18 protein-coding genes and 1 other annotated feature are annotated in these 15,305 nt (G+C 37.8%); of the genes, 4 read left to right on the top strand and 14 right to left on the bottom strand.

The features are described 5' to 3' along the window. The first annotated feature begins 179 nt into the window (after nt 1-179). Nucleotides 180-1,403 (top strand): peptidase T, encoded by a 1,224-nt coding sequence (gene pepT, locus PCY10_RS01625; RefSeq protein ID WP_301558764.1) that lies wholly within the window; start codon nt 180-182, stop codon nt 1,401-1,403. 491 nt (nt 1,404-1,894) lie between these two features. Here pepT and udk read toward each other — a convergent pair whose 3' ends face one another. Then, a complete protein-coding gene (udk, locus tag PCY10_RS01620) occupies nt 1,895-2,530 on the bottom strand; it encodes a uridine kinase (RefSeq protein WP_003076593.1) in 636 nt (211 codons plus the stop codon). A 104-nt stretch (nt 2,531-2,634) separates the two neighbouring features. Here udk and PCY10_RS01615 point away from each other — a divergent pair, with 104 nt between their 5' ends. Both PCY10_RS01615 and PCY10_RS01610 read left to right on the top strand, forming a co-directional pair. Continuing rightward, nucleotides 2,635-3,624, top strand: a complete 990-nt coding sequence (locus tag PCY10_RS01615) for a Gfo/Idh/MocA family protein (RefSeq protein ID WP_301558776.1) — start codon at nt 2,635-2,637, stop codon at nt 3,622-3,624. Next, on the top strand, nt 3,611-4,696 hold the full coding sequence (locus PCY10_RS01610; protein WP_301558763.1) for a DEAD/DEAH box helicase: 1,086 nt from the start codon (nt 3,611-3,613) through the stop codon (nt 4,694-4,696). The genes PCY10_RS01615 and PCY10_RS01610 overlap by 14 nt, the downstream gene beginning before the upstream one ends. 51 nt (nt 4,697-4,747) lie before the next feature. Here the strand turns inward: PCY10_RS01610 and PCY10_RS01605 are convergent, their stop codons facing one another. The 7 genes from PCY10_RS01605 to PCY10_RS01575 all read right to left on the bottom strand — a co-directional run bounded on the left by PCY10_RS01605 (nt 4,748) and on the right by PCY10_RS01575 (nt 9,491). Beyond that, a complete protein-coding gene (locus tag PCY10_RS01605; protein ID WP_301558762.1) occupies nt 4,748-6,115 on the bottom strand; it encodes a polysaccharide deacetylase family protein in 1,368 nt (455 codons plus the stop codon). Between the two features lie 229 nt (nt 6,116-6,344). Further along, nucleotides 6,345-6,731 carry a VOC family protein gene (locus PCY10_RS01600; protein WP_021002616.1) on the bottom strand — a complete coding sequence of 129 codons (387 nt, stop codon included), beginning with the start codon at nt 6,729-6,731 and terminating at the stop codon, nt 6,345-6,347. Between the two features lie 278 nt (nt 6,732-7,009). Next, nucleotides 7,010-7,369 carry a 50S ribosomal protein L20 gene (gene rplT / locus PCY10_RS01595; protein ID WP_003072395.1) on the bottom strand — a complete coding sequence of 120 codons (360 nt, stop codon included), beginning with the start codon at nt 7,367-7,369 and terminating at the stop codon, nt 7,010-7,012. Nucleotides 7,370-7,415: 46 nt separating this feature from the next. Then, nucleotides 7,416-7,616, bottom strand: coding sequence for a 50S ribosomal protein L35 (rpmI, locus tag PCY10_RS01590; protein WP_003025048.1), 201 nt, complete (start codon nt 7,614-7,616; stop codon nt 7,416-7,418). A 33-nt stretch (nt 7,617-7,649) separates the two neighbouring features. After that, complete coding sequence (infC, locus tag PCY10_RS01585) at nt 7,650-8,180, bottom strand: translation initiation factor IF-3 (RefSeq protein WP_003025051.1); 531 nt, start codon at nt 8,178-8,180, stop codon at nt 7,650-7,652. 15 nt (nt 8,181-8,195) lie between these two features. Then, nucleotides 8,196-8,325: a sequence feature (ribosomal protein L20 leader region), on the bottom strand. Between the two features lie 26 nt (nt 8,326-8,351). Further along, nucleotides 8,352-9,029 carry a (d)CMP kinase gene (gene cmk / locus PCY10_RS01580; RefSeq protein ID WP_009568825.1) on the bottom strand — a complete coding sequence of 226 codons (678 nt, stop codon included), beginning with the start codon at nt 9,027-9,029 and terminating at the stop codon, nt 8,352-8,354. Nucleotides 9,030-9,038: 9 nt separating this feature from the next. Next, the gene (locus PCY10_RS01575; RefSeq protein ID WP_021002615.1) at nt 9,039-9,491 is read right to left on the bottom strand and encodes an SAG1386/EF1546 family surface-associated protein; all 453 of its coding nucleotides are present in this window, start codon (nt 9,489-9,491) and stop codon (nt 9,039-9,041) included. A 45-nt stretch (nt 9,492-9,536) separates the two neighbouring features. On the opposite strand from PCY10_RS01575, the gene PCY10_RS01570 reads away from it, so the two are divergent. Next, nucleotides 9,537-9,734: a ferredoxin gene (locus tag PCY10_RS01570; protein WP_096362939.1), complete on the top strand. Its 198-nt coding sequence runs from the start codon at nt 9,537-9,539 to the stop codon at nt 9,732-9,734. Here PCY10_RS01570 and PCY10_RS01565 read toward each other — a convergent pair. The 6 genes from PCY10_RS01565 to cdaA form a co-directional block, all read right to left on the bottom strand. After that, on the bottom strand, nt 9,721-10,215 hold the full coding sequence (locus PCY10_RS01565; protein ID WP_003035038.1) for an EbsA family protein: 495 nt from the start codon (nt 10,213-10,215) through the stop codon (nt 9,721-9,723). The two genes, PCY10_RS01570 and PCY10_RS01565, sit on opposite strands and share 14 nt — an antisense overlap. A 215-nt stretch (nt 10,216-10,430) precedes the next feature. Continuing rightward, nucleotides 10,431-11,543, bottom strand: coding sequence for a glycerate kinase (locus PCY10_RS01560; RefSeq protein ID WP_096362940.1), 1,113 nt, complete (start codon nt 11,541-11,543; stop codon nt 10,431-10,433). Between the two features lie 3 nt (nt 11,544-11,546). Next, nucleotides 11,547-12,197: a phosphoserine phosphatase SerB gene (gene serB / locus PCY10_RS01555; RefSeq protein WP_003072387.1), complete on the bottom strand. Its 651-nt coding sequence runs from the start codon at nt 12,195-12,197 to the stop codon at nt 11,547-11,549. Between the two features lie 106 nt (nt 12,198-12,303). After that, the gene (glmM, locus tag PCY10_RS01550) at nt 12,304-13,656 is read right to left on the bottom strand and encodes a phosphoglucosamine mutase (RefSeq protein WP_003072385.1); all 1,353 of its coding nucleotides are present in this window, start codon (nt 13,654-13,656) and stop codon (nt 12,304-12,306) included. 24 nt (nt 13,657-13,680) lie between these two features. After that, the gene (locus PCY10_RS01545; RefSeq protein WP_021002611.1) at nt 13,681-14,409 is read right to left on the bottom strand and encodes a YbbR-like domain-containing protein; all 729 of its coding nucleotides are present in this window, start codon (nt 14,407-14,409) and stop codon (nt 13,681-13,683) included. Beyond that, nucleotides 14,396-15,253, bottom strand: coding sequence for a diadenylate cyclase CdaA (gene cdaA, locus PCY10_RS01540; protein ID WP_009568832.1), 858 nt, complete (start codon nt 15,251-15,253; stop codon nt 14,396-14,398). Before cdaA ends, PCY10_RS01545 begins: the two co-directional genes overlap by 14 nt. Nucleotides 15,254-15,305: the final 52 nt, after the last annotated feature.

Raw genomic sequence — 15,305 nt, 5'->3', positions numbered from 1 at the left:
GAACTGAAAAATAGTTTGCGACTTCATCTTTTAAAGCCTTCCCTGTGAAATTCATATTTTTTAACGCTTATATAAAATGGTTTTTAAGACGTTAGTTAGAAGCGACAGCAGTAAAAAATATTTCTCACCTTTCCCCAATTATGCTAAAATAGATTTGAATAAATGAAAGAGGAGTTTTTATGAAATACCCTAATCTTTTAAACCGTTTTCTGACTTATGTTAAAGTCAATACACGCTCAGACGAGACTTCCACTACTACTCCCAGCACCCAGAGTCAAGTGGACTTTGCGACTAATATCCTCATCCCTGAGATGAAGCGGGTCGGCTTGGAAAATGTCTACTACTTACCTAACGGCTACGCCATCGGTACTCTTCCTGCAAATGACCCAAGTTTCACGCGCAAAATCGGTCTTATTTCTCACATGGACACCGCAGATTTCAACGCAGAAGGTGTCAATCCACAAATTATTGAAAATTATGATGGCGAAGTGATTCCGCTTGGGCAGTCTGGTTTTAATCTTGACCCTGCTGATTTTGCTAGTTTGAAAAAATACAAAGGACAAACCTTAATTACAACCAATGGAACGACTCTTCTTGGATCTGATGATAAATCAGGTATCGCTGAAATTATGACAGCAATTGAGTATCTATCAAGTCACCCGGAAATCAAACACGGCGAAATTCGAGTTGGTTTTGGTCCAGATGAAGAAATTGGTGTTGGAGCTGACAAGTTTGATGCGATAGATTTCGATGTAGATTTCGCTTATACGGTTGACGGTGGCCCGCTTGGAGAACTTCAATTTGAAACTTTCTCTGCAGCTAGTGCAGAAATCACTTTCCAAGGACGCAATGTCCATCCAGGGACAGCCAAAGGACAAATGATTAATGCTCTGCAATTAGCTATTGACTTTCATAATCAATTGCCAAATGGTGACCGCCCTGAGTTAACAGATGGCTACGAAGGCTTCTATCATCTTATGAATGTAGAAGGAACTGTTGAGGAAGCAAAAGCAAGTTATATCATTCGTGACTTTGATACAGTAACCTTTGAAAAACGCAAAGAATTCATGCGCTCCATTACCAATAAAATGAACGAAAAACATGGTGAACGGGTTCATTTAAAACTGAAAGATCAATACTACAATATGCGCCAAGTCATTGAAAAAGACATGACACCAATCAATATCGCAAAAGCAGTCATGAACAAATTGGACATCAAACCGATTATTGAACCTATTCGTGGCGGGACGGATGGCTCTAAAATTTCCTTTATGGGGATTCCAACACCAAATATCTTTGCCGGTGGTGAAAACATGCATGGACGCTTCGAATACGTCAGTCTGCAAACAATGGAACGTGCCGTTGATACTATTATTGGTATTGTTTCCTACAAAGATGAGTAGCTCCCAATCAAATAGAAAAACCTTTAGCTCCTATTATGGTAGAACTAAAGGTTTTTTCTCTTCGTCCACTCCCATTTTAATTTACTAAAAGGCCTTACCATTAGACCCATAAAAAATCAATCAGTAAGACAATAAAAAGATTGAATGCTGACCAGATAGAAATCCTGTACGACTGCAAAGCAAAAGCAATGAAAGAATCCTTAAAAATGTTTCAAAGTCCATTTTGCTCCCTTAGCACAAAACTCCCCAACTAAAAGCCAATATCGTTGTCTACCTTACTTTTTCTTCTTTCTCAAAGCAACTCAACTTAGCTAGCTACTAAGCAAACAAGTTTTTTGCTTTAGCTCACCACCATTATTTTGGAGCTCCTCCAATACAAAAGTCAGCAAACATACAAAAGATGTCAAATATGCACGAAACTTCCTTTTCCTTTTGCCAACATTCATTCTCATAACTTAAAAAGTCTAGCAATTTCTCACTAGGCTTCCTTTTTATTGTTCCCTTGCTTCTTGCAAGATTTTTTCAATTTTTGTTGTAATCAAATCAATCGCTACCGTATTAGATGCTCCCTCTGGAATAATCACATCTGCATAGCGCTTAGTGGGCTCGATAAACTGATGATACATGGGTTTTACCACACCTAGATATTGCTCAATCACACTATCTAAACTGCGACCGCGTTCATCCATATCTCGTTTAATCCTGCGAATAATCCGAACATCATCATCTGTATCCACAAAAATCTTAATATCCATTAAATCACGCAAACGTTTATCTTCTAAAACAAGAATCCCCTCTACAATAAAGACATCTTGCGGAACTTGACGATAGGTCTTATCGCTACGTGTATGAGCTGTATAATCATAAGTCGGAATGTCTACTGGACGTCCGGCTAACAATTCCTTGATTTGTGCAATCATCAAGTCTGTATCAAAGGCGAAAGGGTGATCATAGTTGGTCTTGATTCGCTCTTCAAATGTCAAATGAGATTGGTCCTTATAATAGGAATCATGCTCAATCATAGAAATTTTTTCATTTGGAAAGTTTGAAAGAATGGCTCTTGAAACACTCGTCTTACCACCGCCAGACCCACCAGTCACACCAATAATAATCGGTCTATTTTGCATTATTCACTCCATTTCTTATCATCCTATCTATTTTACACCAAATCATGATATAATGAAAGAGGTAACACAAAAGAAATAACAAGATTAAACACAAGGAGATCATGATGTTAAAACTCGGAACAATTGGAACAGGCGATATTGCTCACCAATTTGTCAAGGCTGCTCATTCGACAAAACAGTATCAACTGACTACGGTCTATTCACGTACAATACAAACCGCTCAAACATTTGCCAGTCATTATACAGATGTCCAGTGTAGTACAGACATGGCTGATTTTTTAGCAAGCTCTATTGATATTGTCTATATTGCAAGCCCAAATTCTCTACATTTTCCTCAAGCAAAAGCTGCGATTTTAGCGAATAAGCATGTGATTGTGGAAAAACCTGCTGTTTCATGCCCAGAAGAATGGGCTGAATTGGTAACATTAGCTCAAGAACAACATGTATACATTTTTGAAGCAGCTCGAAACTATCATGAACAAGCATTTGACATCATCTCAGACTTTCTCAAAAATAAAACGATTCTTGGGGCACATTTCACCTATGCGAAGTATTCTTCCAAAATGCCAGCTCTGTTAGCTGGACAAGAGCCAAACGTCTTTTCTGCTAAGTTTTCAGGCGGTGCTCTAATGGATTTAGGTATTTATCCTATCTATGCTGCTGTACGGCTGTTTGGAGCGCCAGCAAGTACTTATTACACCGCTCAACAGTTGCTAAATACTGTCGATTTAAATGGGATAGGAAGCTTGATCTATCCAGAATTTCAAGTGACTATCCAAACTGGAAAAAATATCAATAGCTTTTTCCCTGCCGAGATTTACACAACAGACGGTACATTGACCTTAAATTCGATTGAATTTATCACATCGGCTGTTTTTCAAGATTTAAATAAAGAGAAAAAGACTCTTAAAATTACGCGCTCTTCTCACACCATGGCAGAAGAAGCCAAACGATTCGCTCAAGTGTTGAGCGGTGATATAAAACAAGAAATTTACCAAAACTGGCTAGATGCTGCTGCCGCCGTGCATAACATTCTATTTAGCATGCGACAAGATGCTGGTATTAGATTTGAGGCTGATCATGATAACAACTAATTTTCCGAAAATTTGGCAAAATCAACTCACCAAACTTGGCTTTGAGCATTTAACTCCTATTCAAGAGCAACTCTTTTCGCCTATTACGGAAGGTGAAAATGTCCTTGGGATAAGCCCTACCGGAACTGGAAAAACACTTGCCTATCTTTTCCCCAACCTTCTAAAGCTAAAGCCCAAGAAATCCCAGCAATTACTAATCTTAGCTCCTAATACAGAACTTGCTGGACAAATTTTCGACGTCACCAAAATGTGGGCTGAACCACTTGGCTTAACAACTCAATTATTTCTATCCGGTTCCAGTCAAAAGCGACAAATTGAACGTTTAAAAAAAGGACCAGAAATTCTCATTGGAACACCTGGACGCGTCTTTGAACTTATCAAACTTCGAAAAATAAAAATGATGAATGTTGATACAATCGTTCTGGATGAATTTGATCAGTTACTTAGTGATTCGCAATATCATTTTATTCAACATATTCTACATCATGTACCTCGTGAACATCAATTGATTTATATGAGTGCGACTGCTAAATTTGATCAAAAGAAACTTGCTGAAAATGCACTTCAAATCAAATTAGACAATCAACAACTTGATAATATTCAGCATTTTTATATGCAGGTCAAACAACGCGACAAAGTTGAATACTTGCGAAAGCTCGCTCATGTATCAGAATTTCGTGCTCTTGTCTTTTTCAACATCCTTTCAGACTTAGGAAGTGCAGAGGAAAAATTACAATATCGTCACATTCAGGCTGTATCCTTAGCTAGTGATGTCAACATAAAATTCCGCAAGGTTATCTTAGATCAGTTTAAAAATGACGAACTTACGCTGTTACTAGCTACTGACTTAGTAGCTAGAGGAATTGATATTGATTCTCTCGAATGCGTCATCAACTATGACCTACCTCGCGACCTTGAAACCTATACACACCGTGCTGGGCGAACTGGACGAATGGGCAAAAAAGGATCTGTCATTACATTCATCAGCCACCCAGAAGAATTAAAAACACTTCAAAAATATAGCCAAGTCCAAGAAATTATCTTAAAAAACCGTGAACTTTATCTGAAATAAAAATGTTATAGAAAAAGAGATAGGAAGTAATCATCCTATCCCTTTTTCTATTTAATATCCTCCATAATATAACCGATGTCCCTCTAGTCGATGTTGCAAGAGCTCACTTACAGTAACCAAGGTATAACCATTCTTTTGTAAATACTCAATCACACTCGGTAAAGCATTAATAGTCGTTTGATGAATGTCATGCATTAAAATGATAGAGCCCGAAGTTGTCTGTTTTTTTACTTGCTCCATAATAGATGGAGTGTTGCGATTTTTCCAATCCAAACTATCCACATTCCACATAACAAAAGACATATCAACCGCATTTCGGATCGTGTCATTGATTGCTCCATAAGGTGGACGCATCAATTTTGGACTTTCCCCAATAACAGATTGAAGAGCTACTTGTGTTTCCTCAATCTGTTTTTTCGCTTGGTCAAGGGAAAGAGTTGTCAACAGCGGATGACTCCAACTATGATTGCCGATTTCGTGTCCCTCATTATGGACGCGTTTGATCAGTTGTTCATTTCCAGCTACATTTTTTCCCAACATGAAGAAAGTTCCTTTGACATGGTACCTAGCTAAAATATCCAAAGCATGTGGTGTTGTTTCTGCATTGGGGCCATCGTCAAACGTCAAAGCTACTAATTTTTGCTGTTTTTTAGCTAGGTAAGACTGATAAGCCACCAATTCCTCTCCTTTTAAATAATGCTCATCAATCACTTCATATAAGGTTGATAAGGGAACTTCTATCTTTGAAACTCGCTCATTGTTTTTATAAAATAGCTTAAGTTTTCCCCTTTCATAACTAAATACCCATTGAGAGATATCTTTCGCTTGAAATTCCTGTAAAATTTTCTGTCCCTCAACTTTATTGAGCGCAGCAATCTTCTGGTGAATATCTTTTAATAAGATTTTTTTACCTTGCTCAACATTTTTGAGCAAACGATTTAAGCTAAACACTTTATTATCAGATGATACATAAACAAAATCAAGGAAATCCGCTTCAACTTCTCCAACTTTTGTAGTCAATATCGGATAAGAAATTCTCTTAACATTAACCTTCCTAACTCCTGAAAAATCTGTTGCAGTTAGTTGGCTAATATAAAAAACTAATCTATCAATCTCCAAATTCCGATTTTTTTTATTGGAAAGCCTTCGAATATCTTCATTGATTTTCTCCTTAACAATGCCAATATCTTGCTTACCACTATCTGTTAGTGGATAATAAGATGTAATATAACAACTTCCTATGCGTCTTGTCTGCTTTCGTACTGAATCTTGATTATATTTGGTATCTGCCGTTTTTAAAATCTGGACAATTTGATGATCTAATTTTCTCTTTTGCAATAATTTTTTAACCTGAAAACTTCCAAAAATAACAATACTTAAAAGAAAGACATTCAGCACAATGAGAATTATTTTTTTCACTCCACGACCTTTCTTAGATATCTCTTCATGACTTTGCTTCAAAATTATAGAACTTTATAGCTATGTACACCAACTGCAAGACGTAGCATTTTACCACAAAACTATTGTAAATTCGGTAACTATACCTTCAACTTGCGCAACAAAGGATATCATTTCCAAAACTATTATCTAACAAAAAAGGCTAAAAACGTAATTATTTTTCAAGCCTTTCATTTTTTAGTGCGAAAACTTAAAGGGTCTTTTCCTGTATAACTTCAACTTTATAGCCATCTGGATCTTTAATAAAATAATAATTCGGTTTCGTCCCAGGAAGACCATTTGGTTGGGTAACTTCATAACCCTTAGCAGTATGTTCAGCGTGAAGCTTCAGCAAATCAGGCGTACTCAAAGCCACATGAGCAAAACCATCTCCAATAATATAAGGTCCATGATCATAGTTATAAGTCAACTCTAATTCATACTCATCACCTTCAAGTCCCAAATAAGCAATTGTAAACTGATGTTCTGGGAAATCTTTACGCCGTAATTCTTTAAATCCAAATGCATCTGCATAAAATGCAATAGATTGTTCTAAACTCTCCACTCGCAAACAAGTATGTAACATTTTAGAAGTCATCATTATCCTCCTTTACTTTTTATTATATCGTAAATTATAACTTTTCTCTAGCTTCGGCCATAAAAAATAGATAGCAGTAAATAGGACTAACCAAAAAGTTATTTCTATCCCATTCTTCTAAAGTTTCTAAGCTCAAAAAGCAACTCATCTTGAGACTTGTTGCGCAAATTTTCTCTTGCAACCTCAAAGCAAACCTTTGAACTAGCAAGCACTGCATCATTGACTTGTACCATAGTATGCTTTGAGGCTGGGAACAATTCGTCCCAGCCTCTTTTTCTTTATTTACCTAATTTTGCTTTAGCCGCATCTGCAAGAGCTGTGAAAGCTGCTGTATCATTGACAGCTAAGTCAGCAAGCATTTTACGGTTTACTTCAATTTCAGCCAATTTCAGACCATGCATCAATTGTGAATATGAAAGGCCATTCATACGAGCTGCTGCATTGATACGCGTAATCCACAATTTACGGAAATCACGTTTCTTTTGACGACGGTCACGATATGCATAGTAGTATGAGTTCATTACTTGTTCTTTTGCTGTGCGGAACAAGATATGTTTTGCACCATAGTAACCTTTAGCTAATTTTAAAATACGTTTACGACGTTTGCGCGATACAACGCCACCTTTAACACGTGCCATTTATATTTCCTCCAATATTTCCTAGAATAATCTACTGCAAAATCTCTTATTTAAGACCTGTCAGCATTGCTTTGATACGTTTGAAATCTCCTGAATGCACCATTGCTGCTTTACGAAGATGACGACGTTGTTTTTTAGTTTTTCCGTGGAAACGGTGAGAAGTGTAAGCACGGAAACGTTTCAAGCCACCAGAACCTGTACGTTTGAAACGTTTAGCTGATGCGCGGTGTGTTTTTTGTTTTGGCATGATATTTTTCTCCTTTTTCTAACTTCTAACAGATTACTTTTTGTCAGGGATTGGCGCTAACTGCATGAACATTTGACGTCCATCCATCTTAGCTCTTTGTTCAATAATCGCAATATCCTGCGTTGCTTGAGCAAAGTCAGCTAATACTTTCGCCCCGATTTCTTTGTGAGTAATCATCCGCCCTTTAAAGCGAATAGAAACCTTCACTTTATTTCCTTTTTCAAGGAACTTGCGTGCATTACGAAGTTTTGTATCAAAGTCACCTTTGTCAATAGTTGGACTAAGACGAACTTCTTTCACAGTAACAACACTTTGTTTTTTGCGTTGCTCTTTTTGTTTTTTCTGATACTCAAACTTGAACTTTCCATAGTCCATAATTTTTGCAACAGGCGGTTTAGCTTGTGGTTGAATCAGAACAAGATCCACATTTGCATCATCAGCAATCGCTTGCGCTTCGCTAAGTGGTTTAATGCCCAATTGCTCACCATCAAGACCGATCAAACGAACTTCACGTACACGAATTTCATCATTGATGAATAAGTCTTGTTTTGCTATGGTTTTCACCTCTTTTTTATTTTTAGAGAAAAACAAGAGCGGACTTGCTAACGCAAGTCCGCACTACATGATAGTATTTCATTCCTGAAACTTAATCCGTAGAGCCAGACAACGTTAGTCGCAAGGCGAGAAGTTCTCACTTCTGCTTTTCTCAACTTTTATATGATAACAAGTTTCGGATTATTTGTCAAGGATTTTTTTAGCTTTTTCTTCGATAAAATTCACAACTTCCACAATTCCGACACCAGTCGTATCAAAATGAATAGCATCATCTGCTGGTTTTAAAGGAGAAACTGAACGGTGACTGTCCTTATAATCACGATCTGAAATTTCTTTTTTGAGGGTTTCCAAATCAGTTGGAATACCTTTTTCAAGATTTTCTTTATAGCGGCGTTGAGCTCTTTCCTCAACTGAGGCTACAAGAAAAATTTTTAACTCTGCATGAGGCAAAACAACTGTTCCAATGTCACGCCCATCCATAACAATACCGCCTTGAGTAGCAATTTCTTGTTGTAAATCAACTAACTTTTCTCGTACTTCTGGAATTGCAGACACCCAAGAAACATTGTTAGTGACTTCATTTTCTCGAATCGGATGCGTCACATCTACATCTCCAACAAAAACGAGTTGCTCTCCATTTTTACCACGTCCAAAACTAACAGGATAAGTATCTAATAGCGCAACAATTTCAGACCATTTTTCCGCTGATAAATCATTTTTTAAAGCTAAGTAAGTCGCTGCACGATACATCGCACCTGTATCCAAGTAAGTGTAATCAAAATCTTTTGCAATAATTTTTGCAACTGTTGACTTTCCACTTGAAGCTGGGCCATCAATAGCAATTTGAATCTGTTTCATTCGGCACTCCTATCGAATTTTTACTACATCACCTGGATTAGCGTACCACGCACCTGTTGTCATGTGAGACGGATTTAAACGCTCTAATTCCGCAATTGAAATCCCCGCACGCGCAGCAATGGCAGCTTCTCCTTCTCCAGCCTGAACGGTAATCGTTCCTTCAGATGATTGCGGCTGACTGCTATCACTTGCTGCTTTAGAAGAAGTGGGAGTACTAGAACTTTCACTTGATTTACTAGTAGTTTTTGCAGCATTATAAAAGCCCTCCGTTGCTGCTTTCTTACTACTTCCACCAGTAGATAAATAAATCATCATTCCTACCATTACAATCACTATAACGAAAAAAATAACAGCTAAAATCGTCAACACACGATTAGCTACTACACCGTTCGTTTTTTTGCTTCTCGCCAATTCATTTTCTCCCTTGTCGTAAATATCTTCTTCCCATGGTTCCTTTGCCATGACTTCCTCCTTGTATTTTTTCCAAATTCCGATTACAATATGAGTATGAAAGTTACACTCATTCCTGAACGATGCATTGCTTGTGGTCTTTGTCAAACCTATTCTGACCTATTTGATTACCATGATAATGGTATTGTCAAATTTTATAAAGATAATAAGCTTCTGGAAAAGGAAGTTCCCGAAACACCTGATATTATTGAAGCGATCAAAAACTGTCCTACAAAAGCTCTTATGAAAGAGTAGTTTTTTTAGGATGGGCATAATATAGTTCAAAATAGTCTACATGGGTTAAATTATCCACTAATTCAACTTCCCCTTTAAAATGGTCATTCAAAGCCAAAGCATTTACAAAATACTTCTTAGGCCACTTGCGCATACAAAACGTACGGCCTTTTTCTTTGCCATCAAAGAAGAGAGTAATAGAGGTCTTTGTTACCTCTACCTTACGAATCGTTGAAATTTCAATCTTTGAAGGTGTAAATGGGTTTGCCGTTATGATTCTTAAAATCCCATCGTCATATATCGTAAAATATCTATGCACGCCAATTCCCAATAATACCATGAATAAAAAGAAAGAGAACAGGACTAAAAACGGAACTTCTGAACTTTCAAACAAAAATGCAAAACCTATAAAAATCGGAATAACCGATAAAGACCAATAAATAATTAGAAGAGAAAGATCTGGCTGCCAATGGTAACGCAATTGCCCAAAAATCTTTATCATATCTACACCTCCTCTTATATAGTTTATCATAAAAAAAAGAAAAATGGGAGTGAGATTAAACAACAAAGAAAAAAATTAAGGAGGCAAGATACTATCTCTCTCATCCCTTATCACAGTAGTAGAAAATGATGGCGATGTTAGAGAAGAATACCTCAACTGACTCACAAGTAACTTGACATTTTATTTTCCTAATATTCAACCGACAGAATGGATGGTCATATTTTCATTCTCAATAAATTTCCGATATTTTGTGCTGTTCGGACGAGGTTTTCTTCTGCCCTATCTAAAGTAATAATTAAAGGTTCGACTTGAGAAATGATTGGAAAAGCAGCCTGAATGTTCTCTACTGGAAAATCCGGTAAATCATTCCTTAGACTACCACAAATAGCAATTACAGGAATATTGATTGGCGTTCTCCTTGCTACTCCAATAGGGGCTTTACCTGACAGACTTTGCTGATCCATTCGACCTTCACCCACAATCACTAAATCAGCCTTTTTGACACGATTATCAAAATCGAGCAAGTTGAGACAAGTATCAATCCCTGATACAATTTTTCCATGCGCAAATGTCACCAGCCCTGCTGCCATACCTCCTCCAGCACCGGCAGCAGCCAGTGAAAAGATTGTTGGATTCGCCTGTTTATAAAACGTTGCCATGGCATGATCTACTTGAGAAAATAGCAAATCAGGCAAGCCTTTTTGACCCCCAAAAACGTATGTAGCTCCGTTTTCACCACAGAGAGGATTCATAACATCTGTCAGAATCTGAATATCCAAATTTTCTAAAATTGCAGGAACTTTATCTGCTGAAATGCGAGCCACACGGTCTAAAGACGAACCCTTTGCTTGGAGCAAGTGATTATCCTTATCAAAAAATTCATAACCCAATCCAGCTGCCATTCCGATTCCACCATCATTGGTAGCCGAACCACCTACACCAATATAAATTTGCCTCACATCTTCTTTGGCGAGATACAAAATTAACTCTCCTAATCCTCTGGTATCAAGAGTCAAAGGGTTTCTTTTTTCTGATGAGATACTCGCCAACCCAACCAAGTCAGCCATTTCAAAGAGAGCCACATCGCCTTTACGAGCATATTTCATCGTAACTGCCTCGCCGAATGGTCCGGTTACTGTCCTTTCATATTCGGATAATTTCATTGAGGCGACTAAAGCAGCAACTGTTCCTTCGCCACCATCTCCAATAGGTAGTAAATCAAATGTTGCTTCCGGGATTGCCTTAGAAAAACCTTCTTTTATGGCCTCTGCAACACTTTTAGCCGATAAACTTTCTTTAAAAGAGTCAGGTACAATTAAAATATGCATACTCTAATCCTCGCTTTCTATCTCTTCCAAAAGTTTTACGACCTGATACAAGTCATTCTGATGAATTTGATAAGGTGCTTGCGCTCTCACAATAGGCTTGGCATTAAAAGCAATCCCAATTCCTGCTGTTAATATCATTGGAAGGTCATTAGCACCGTCTCCTACAGCAATGGTTTGAGCAAGAGTCAAATTGTTTTCCTCTGCCCATTGCTTTAGCATTGCTTTTTTGACTTCTTTTGTGACAACTGTCCCTAAAACCCTACCTGTCAGCTGGCCATCTTTTACTTCCAAGTGATTAGCTTTTACATAATCTATGTCCAACTTCACTGCTAATTCATCTACTATTTCATGAAATCCACCTGATACAATACCAACCTTATAACCGCGCTGATGCATTTCTTCTATCAACTGTCGAGCCCCTTTGGTAAAATGAATTTTCTTAGAAACTTGTTTAAAAATGGCCTCAGGGAGTCCTTTAAGCAGGGTCACACGCTCTAGCAGAGCCGCTTCGAAATCATATTTTCCTTGCATGGCACATTTTGTAATAGCTGCAACCTGCTCACCAACTCCTACTTCAGCCCCTAGTAAATCAATTACTTCTTCTTTCACCAAAGTACTATCCACATCCATTACCAATAATCCTATGGCTCTCATATTATTACCTCATACATTTTTGAATATATAAAAATTTGCTTGACAAAAGAAACTACAATATAAAGTAAAAAATCTCTGCCTATATAACAAACAGAGATTTTTTACTTTATTCAATACCAATTTCAGCGCGTACAATATCTGCAATTGTATTAACGTAATAATCGACTTCCTCATGACTTGGTGCTTCCGCCATGACTCGTAAAAGAGGCTCCGTTCCACTTGGACGAACAAGAATGCGACCATTTCCAGCCATTTCTTCTTCCATTTTTTCAATCACAGCTTTAATAGCAGGAACTTCCATGGCCTTATCCTTCATAGTATTTTCAACACGGATATTAACCAATTTTTGCGGATAAATTGTTACTTCTGAAGCTAATTCAGATAAAGTTTTACCTGTTTCTCTCATTACTTTTGTCAATTGAACGGCTGTCAGCTGACCGTCACCCGTCGTATTATAATCCATGATAATAACATGCCCTGATTGCTCACCACCAAGATTGTAACCCGATTTGCGCATTTCTTCTACGACATAACGGTCACCAACAGCTGTAATCACTTTATTAATACCTTCACGATCCAAAGCTTTATGGAAACCTAGGTTTGACATAACAGTTGTTACGATTGTATTTTGGGCTAGTAACCCTTTCCCAGAGAGATATTTCCCAATGATGTACATGATTTTATCACCATCAACAATCTCACCATTTTCATCTACCGCAATCAAGCGATCACTATCTCCATCAAATGCCAAACCAAGTGCTGAGCCTGATTCACGAACTGTTTCTTGCAATTTTTCAGGATGTGTAGAACCTACATTTAAATTGATATTCAACCCATCTGGATTTTCTCCAATAACTGTCAATCTAGCTCCCAAATCTACAAATACCTGACGAGCACTCGTTGAAGCAGCACCATTCGCTGTATCCAAAGCCACTTTCATTCCGTCTAAATCAAGACCAGTCGATACGAGATACTGCTGATATTTGCGCAGCCCTTCTGGATAATCCATTAGCGTCCCTAAGCCTTCCGCACTTGGACGTGGTAAATTGTCTTCTTTAGCATCAAGAAGTGCTTCAATTTCTAACTCGCGATCATCATCTAGCTTATAACCATCTCCGCCGAAAAATTTAATACCGTTGTCAAGTGCAGGATTATGGCTAGCTGAAATCATAACCCCAGCACTTGCTTTTTCAGATTTCACCAGATAAGCTACACCTGGTGTTGCAATTACCCCGAGTTTATAAACACGAATCCCAACAGAAAGAAGTCCAGCTACTAGAGCGCTTTCCAGCAATTCTCCTGAGATGCGTGTGTCACGTCCTACAAAAACACGAGGCACTTCTTTTTCATGTTGGCTCAATACATAGCCACCAAATCGACCTAATTTAAACGCTAATTCTGGCGTTAATTCCACATTTGCTTCTCCACGAACTCCGTCCGTTCCGAAATATTTTCCCATTTTTTTAAAATCCTTTCAATACTTTTATTTGGATGAGCTCGTCGAACTTGAAGACGAACTTGATGATTTAACAGTAATTTTTATGGTTGTCTCATAAGGAGTAATCACACTTGGCAGAACTGTACCATTCGCATCAACTGCCTGTAGTGGGGCATTACCTGAATAGTTAGCAGATATTTTTTCACTAGTTGGCACTACTGCTTCTACATGATCGACCTTGGCTAGCGTGTCCTCATCACTTGTAACGGTTACTTTATGGTCACCAACAGTCACTCGATCAATTGTTAACCCCTCTGCCAACTGAGCAGAACTAATAGTTGTTTTAACTTCAAATGTTTTACTTGCCTTCTTACCAATCTTCACCGTAATCTTAGCCGGTGTAACAGTAGCAGTCAACCCACTTGGTAAATTTTTAATAGCTAAAGGTACCTCTCTTGTTCCTTCCGTAGCTTTTGTTAAATCCGCTACAACTTTAAACTTTCGAGTACTTTCTTGCATCTCACTAGCAAGTGTTACACGATTGGAACCCGTTAACACTACTGATACTTCAGATGCAAAACCACTAATAAAATACTTTTCGCTATTGTATTTGATATCAATTGGGACACTAGGCAAGGTATTGGTATATGTTTCAGACTTGGTTTGTCTGGCACTTGAGTTATTTTGGTAATTTGTCGTTGTTGCATAAATAAATAAAACAACAGCAAAAAAGATAGAAGAAATAATATACCAAATCTGCTTATGATTTCTCATGTCTCCGACCTCCTAGCACACGAACTCTAAATGATGATTTTGGCTGCTCATCAGAAACTAACACCTTCCGCAACTCTGCTTCAAATTCTTTTAAGGTCAAATCATGTTTGAAAACCCCGTTATGTGTGATGGAAATACCTCCCGTTTCCTCTGACACTACAAAAGTAAGAGCATCTGACACTTCTGAAAGACCGATTGCGGCACGGTGGCGCGTCCCAAATTCTTTCGAAATTCCTGTGTTTTCCGTAAGCGGAAGATAAGCGCAAGAAACGGCTATTTTATTATCTCTTACAATAACAGCTCCATCGTGTAATGGCGTATTCGGAATAAAAATATTGATTAACAACTCACCTGAAACATCAGCATCTAAAGGAATTCCTGTGGTAATGTATTCTTGTAAAGTTCTACTTCCTTGGATAGCAACAAGAGCTCCAATTTTCCGAGGGCTCATATAATCTACTGCCTTGACAAATGCCTGTACCATTCTTTCCTCAGAGCTGATGGGTGCTGTCGAAAACAAATCCGTTGCGCGTCCCAATCTTTCCAGACCTGTACGAATCTCAGGTGTAAAAATTACAACTGCCGCAATTACTCCATAGGTAATGACTTGGTTGATTAACCAAGAAACTGTGGTTAAACCAATAGCATTGGCAATAATTTGAGCAAGCACAAAAATTAAAACCCCTCGAACAAGAATCATAATTTTGGTACCAGCGATTGCTTTTGTAAAATAAAATAAAATCCAAGCAATTAGCGCAATATCGATAATATTGATGACAATACTCCAAGGGCTAGAAAATAAACTAGCCCAATATTGGAGATTGGACAATTGCTGAAAATTCATTTTCAGTGTCCTCACTTTCTCAACCTAAAAAACGTTCTTGACTATTATATCA

The sequence above is a fragment of the Streptococcus sp. SI1 genome, from assembly GCF_030439945.1.
In the GTDB taxonomy this organism is placed as follows: domain Bacteria; phylum Bacillota; class Bacilli; order Lactobacillales; family Streptococcaceae; genus Streptococcus; species Streptococcus intermedius.
Note: the sequence above shows the minus strand (reverse complement) of the source record. Positions and strands in the feature narration are given on the sequence as shown.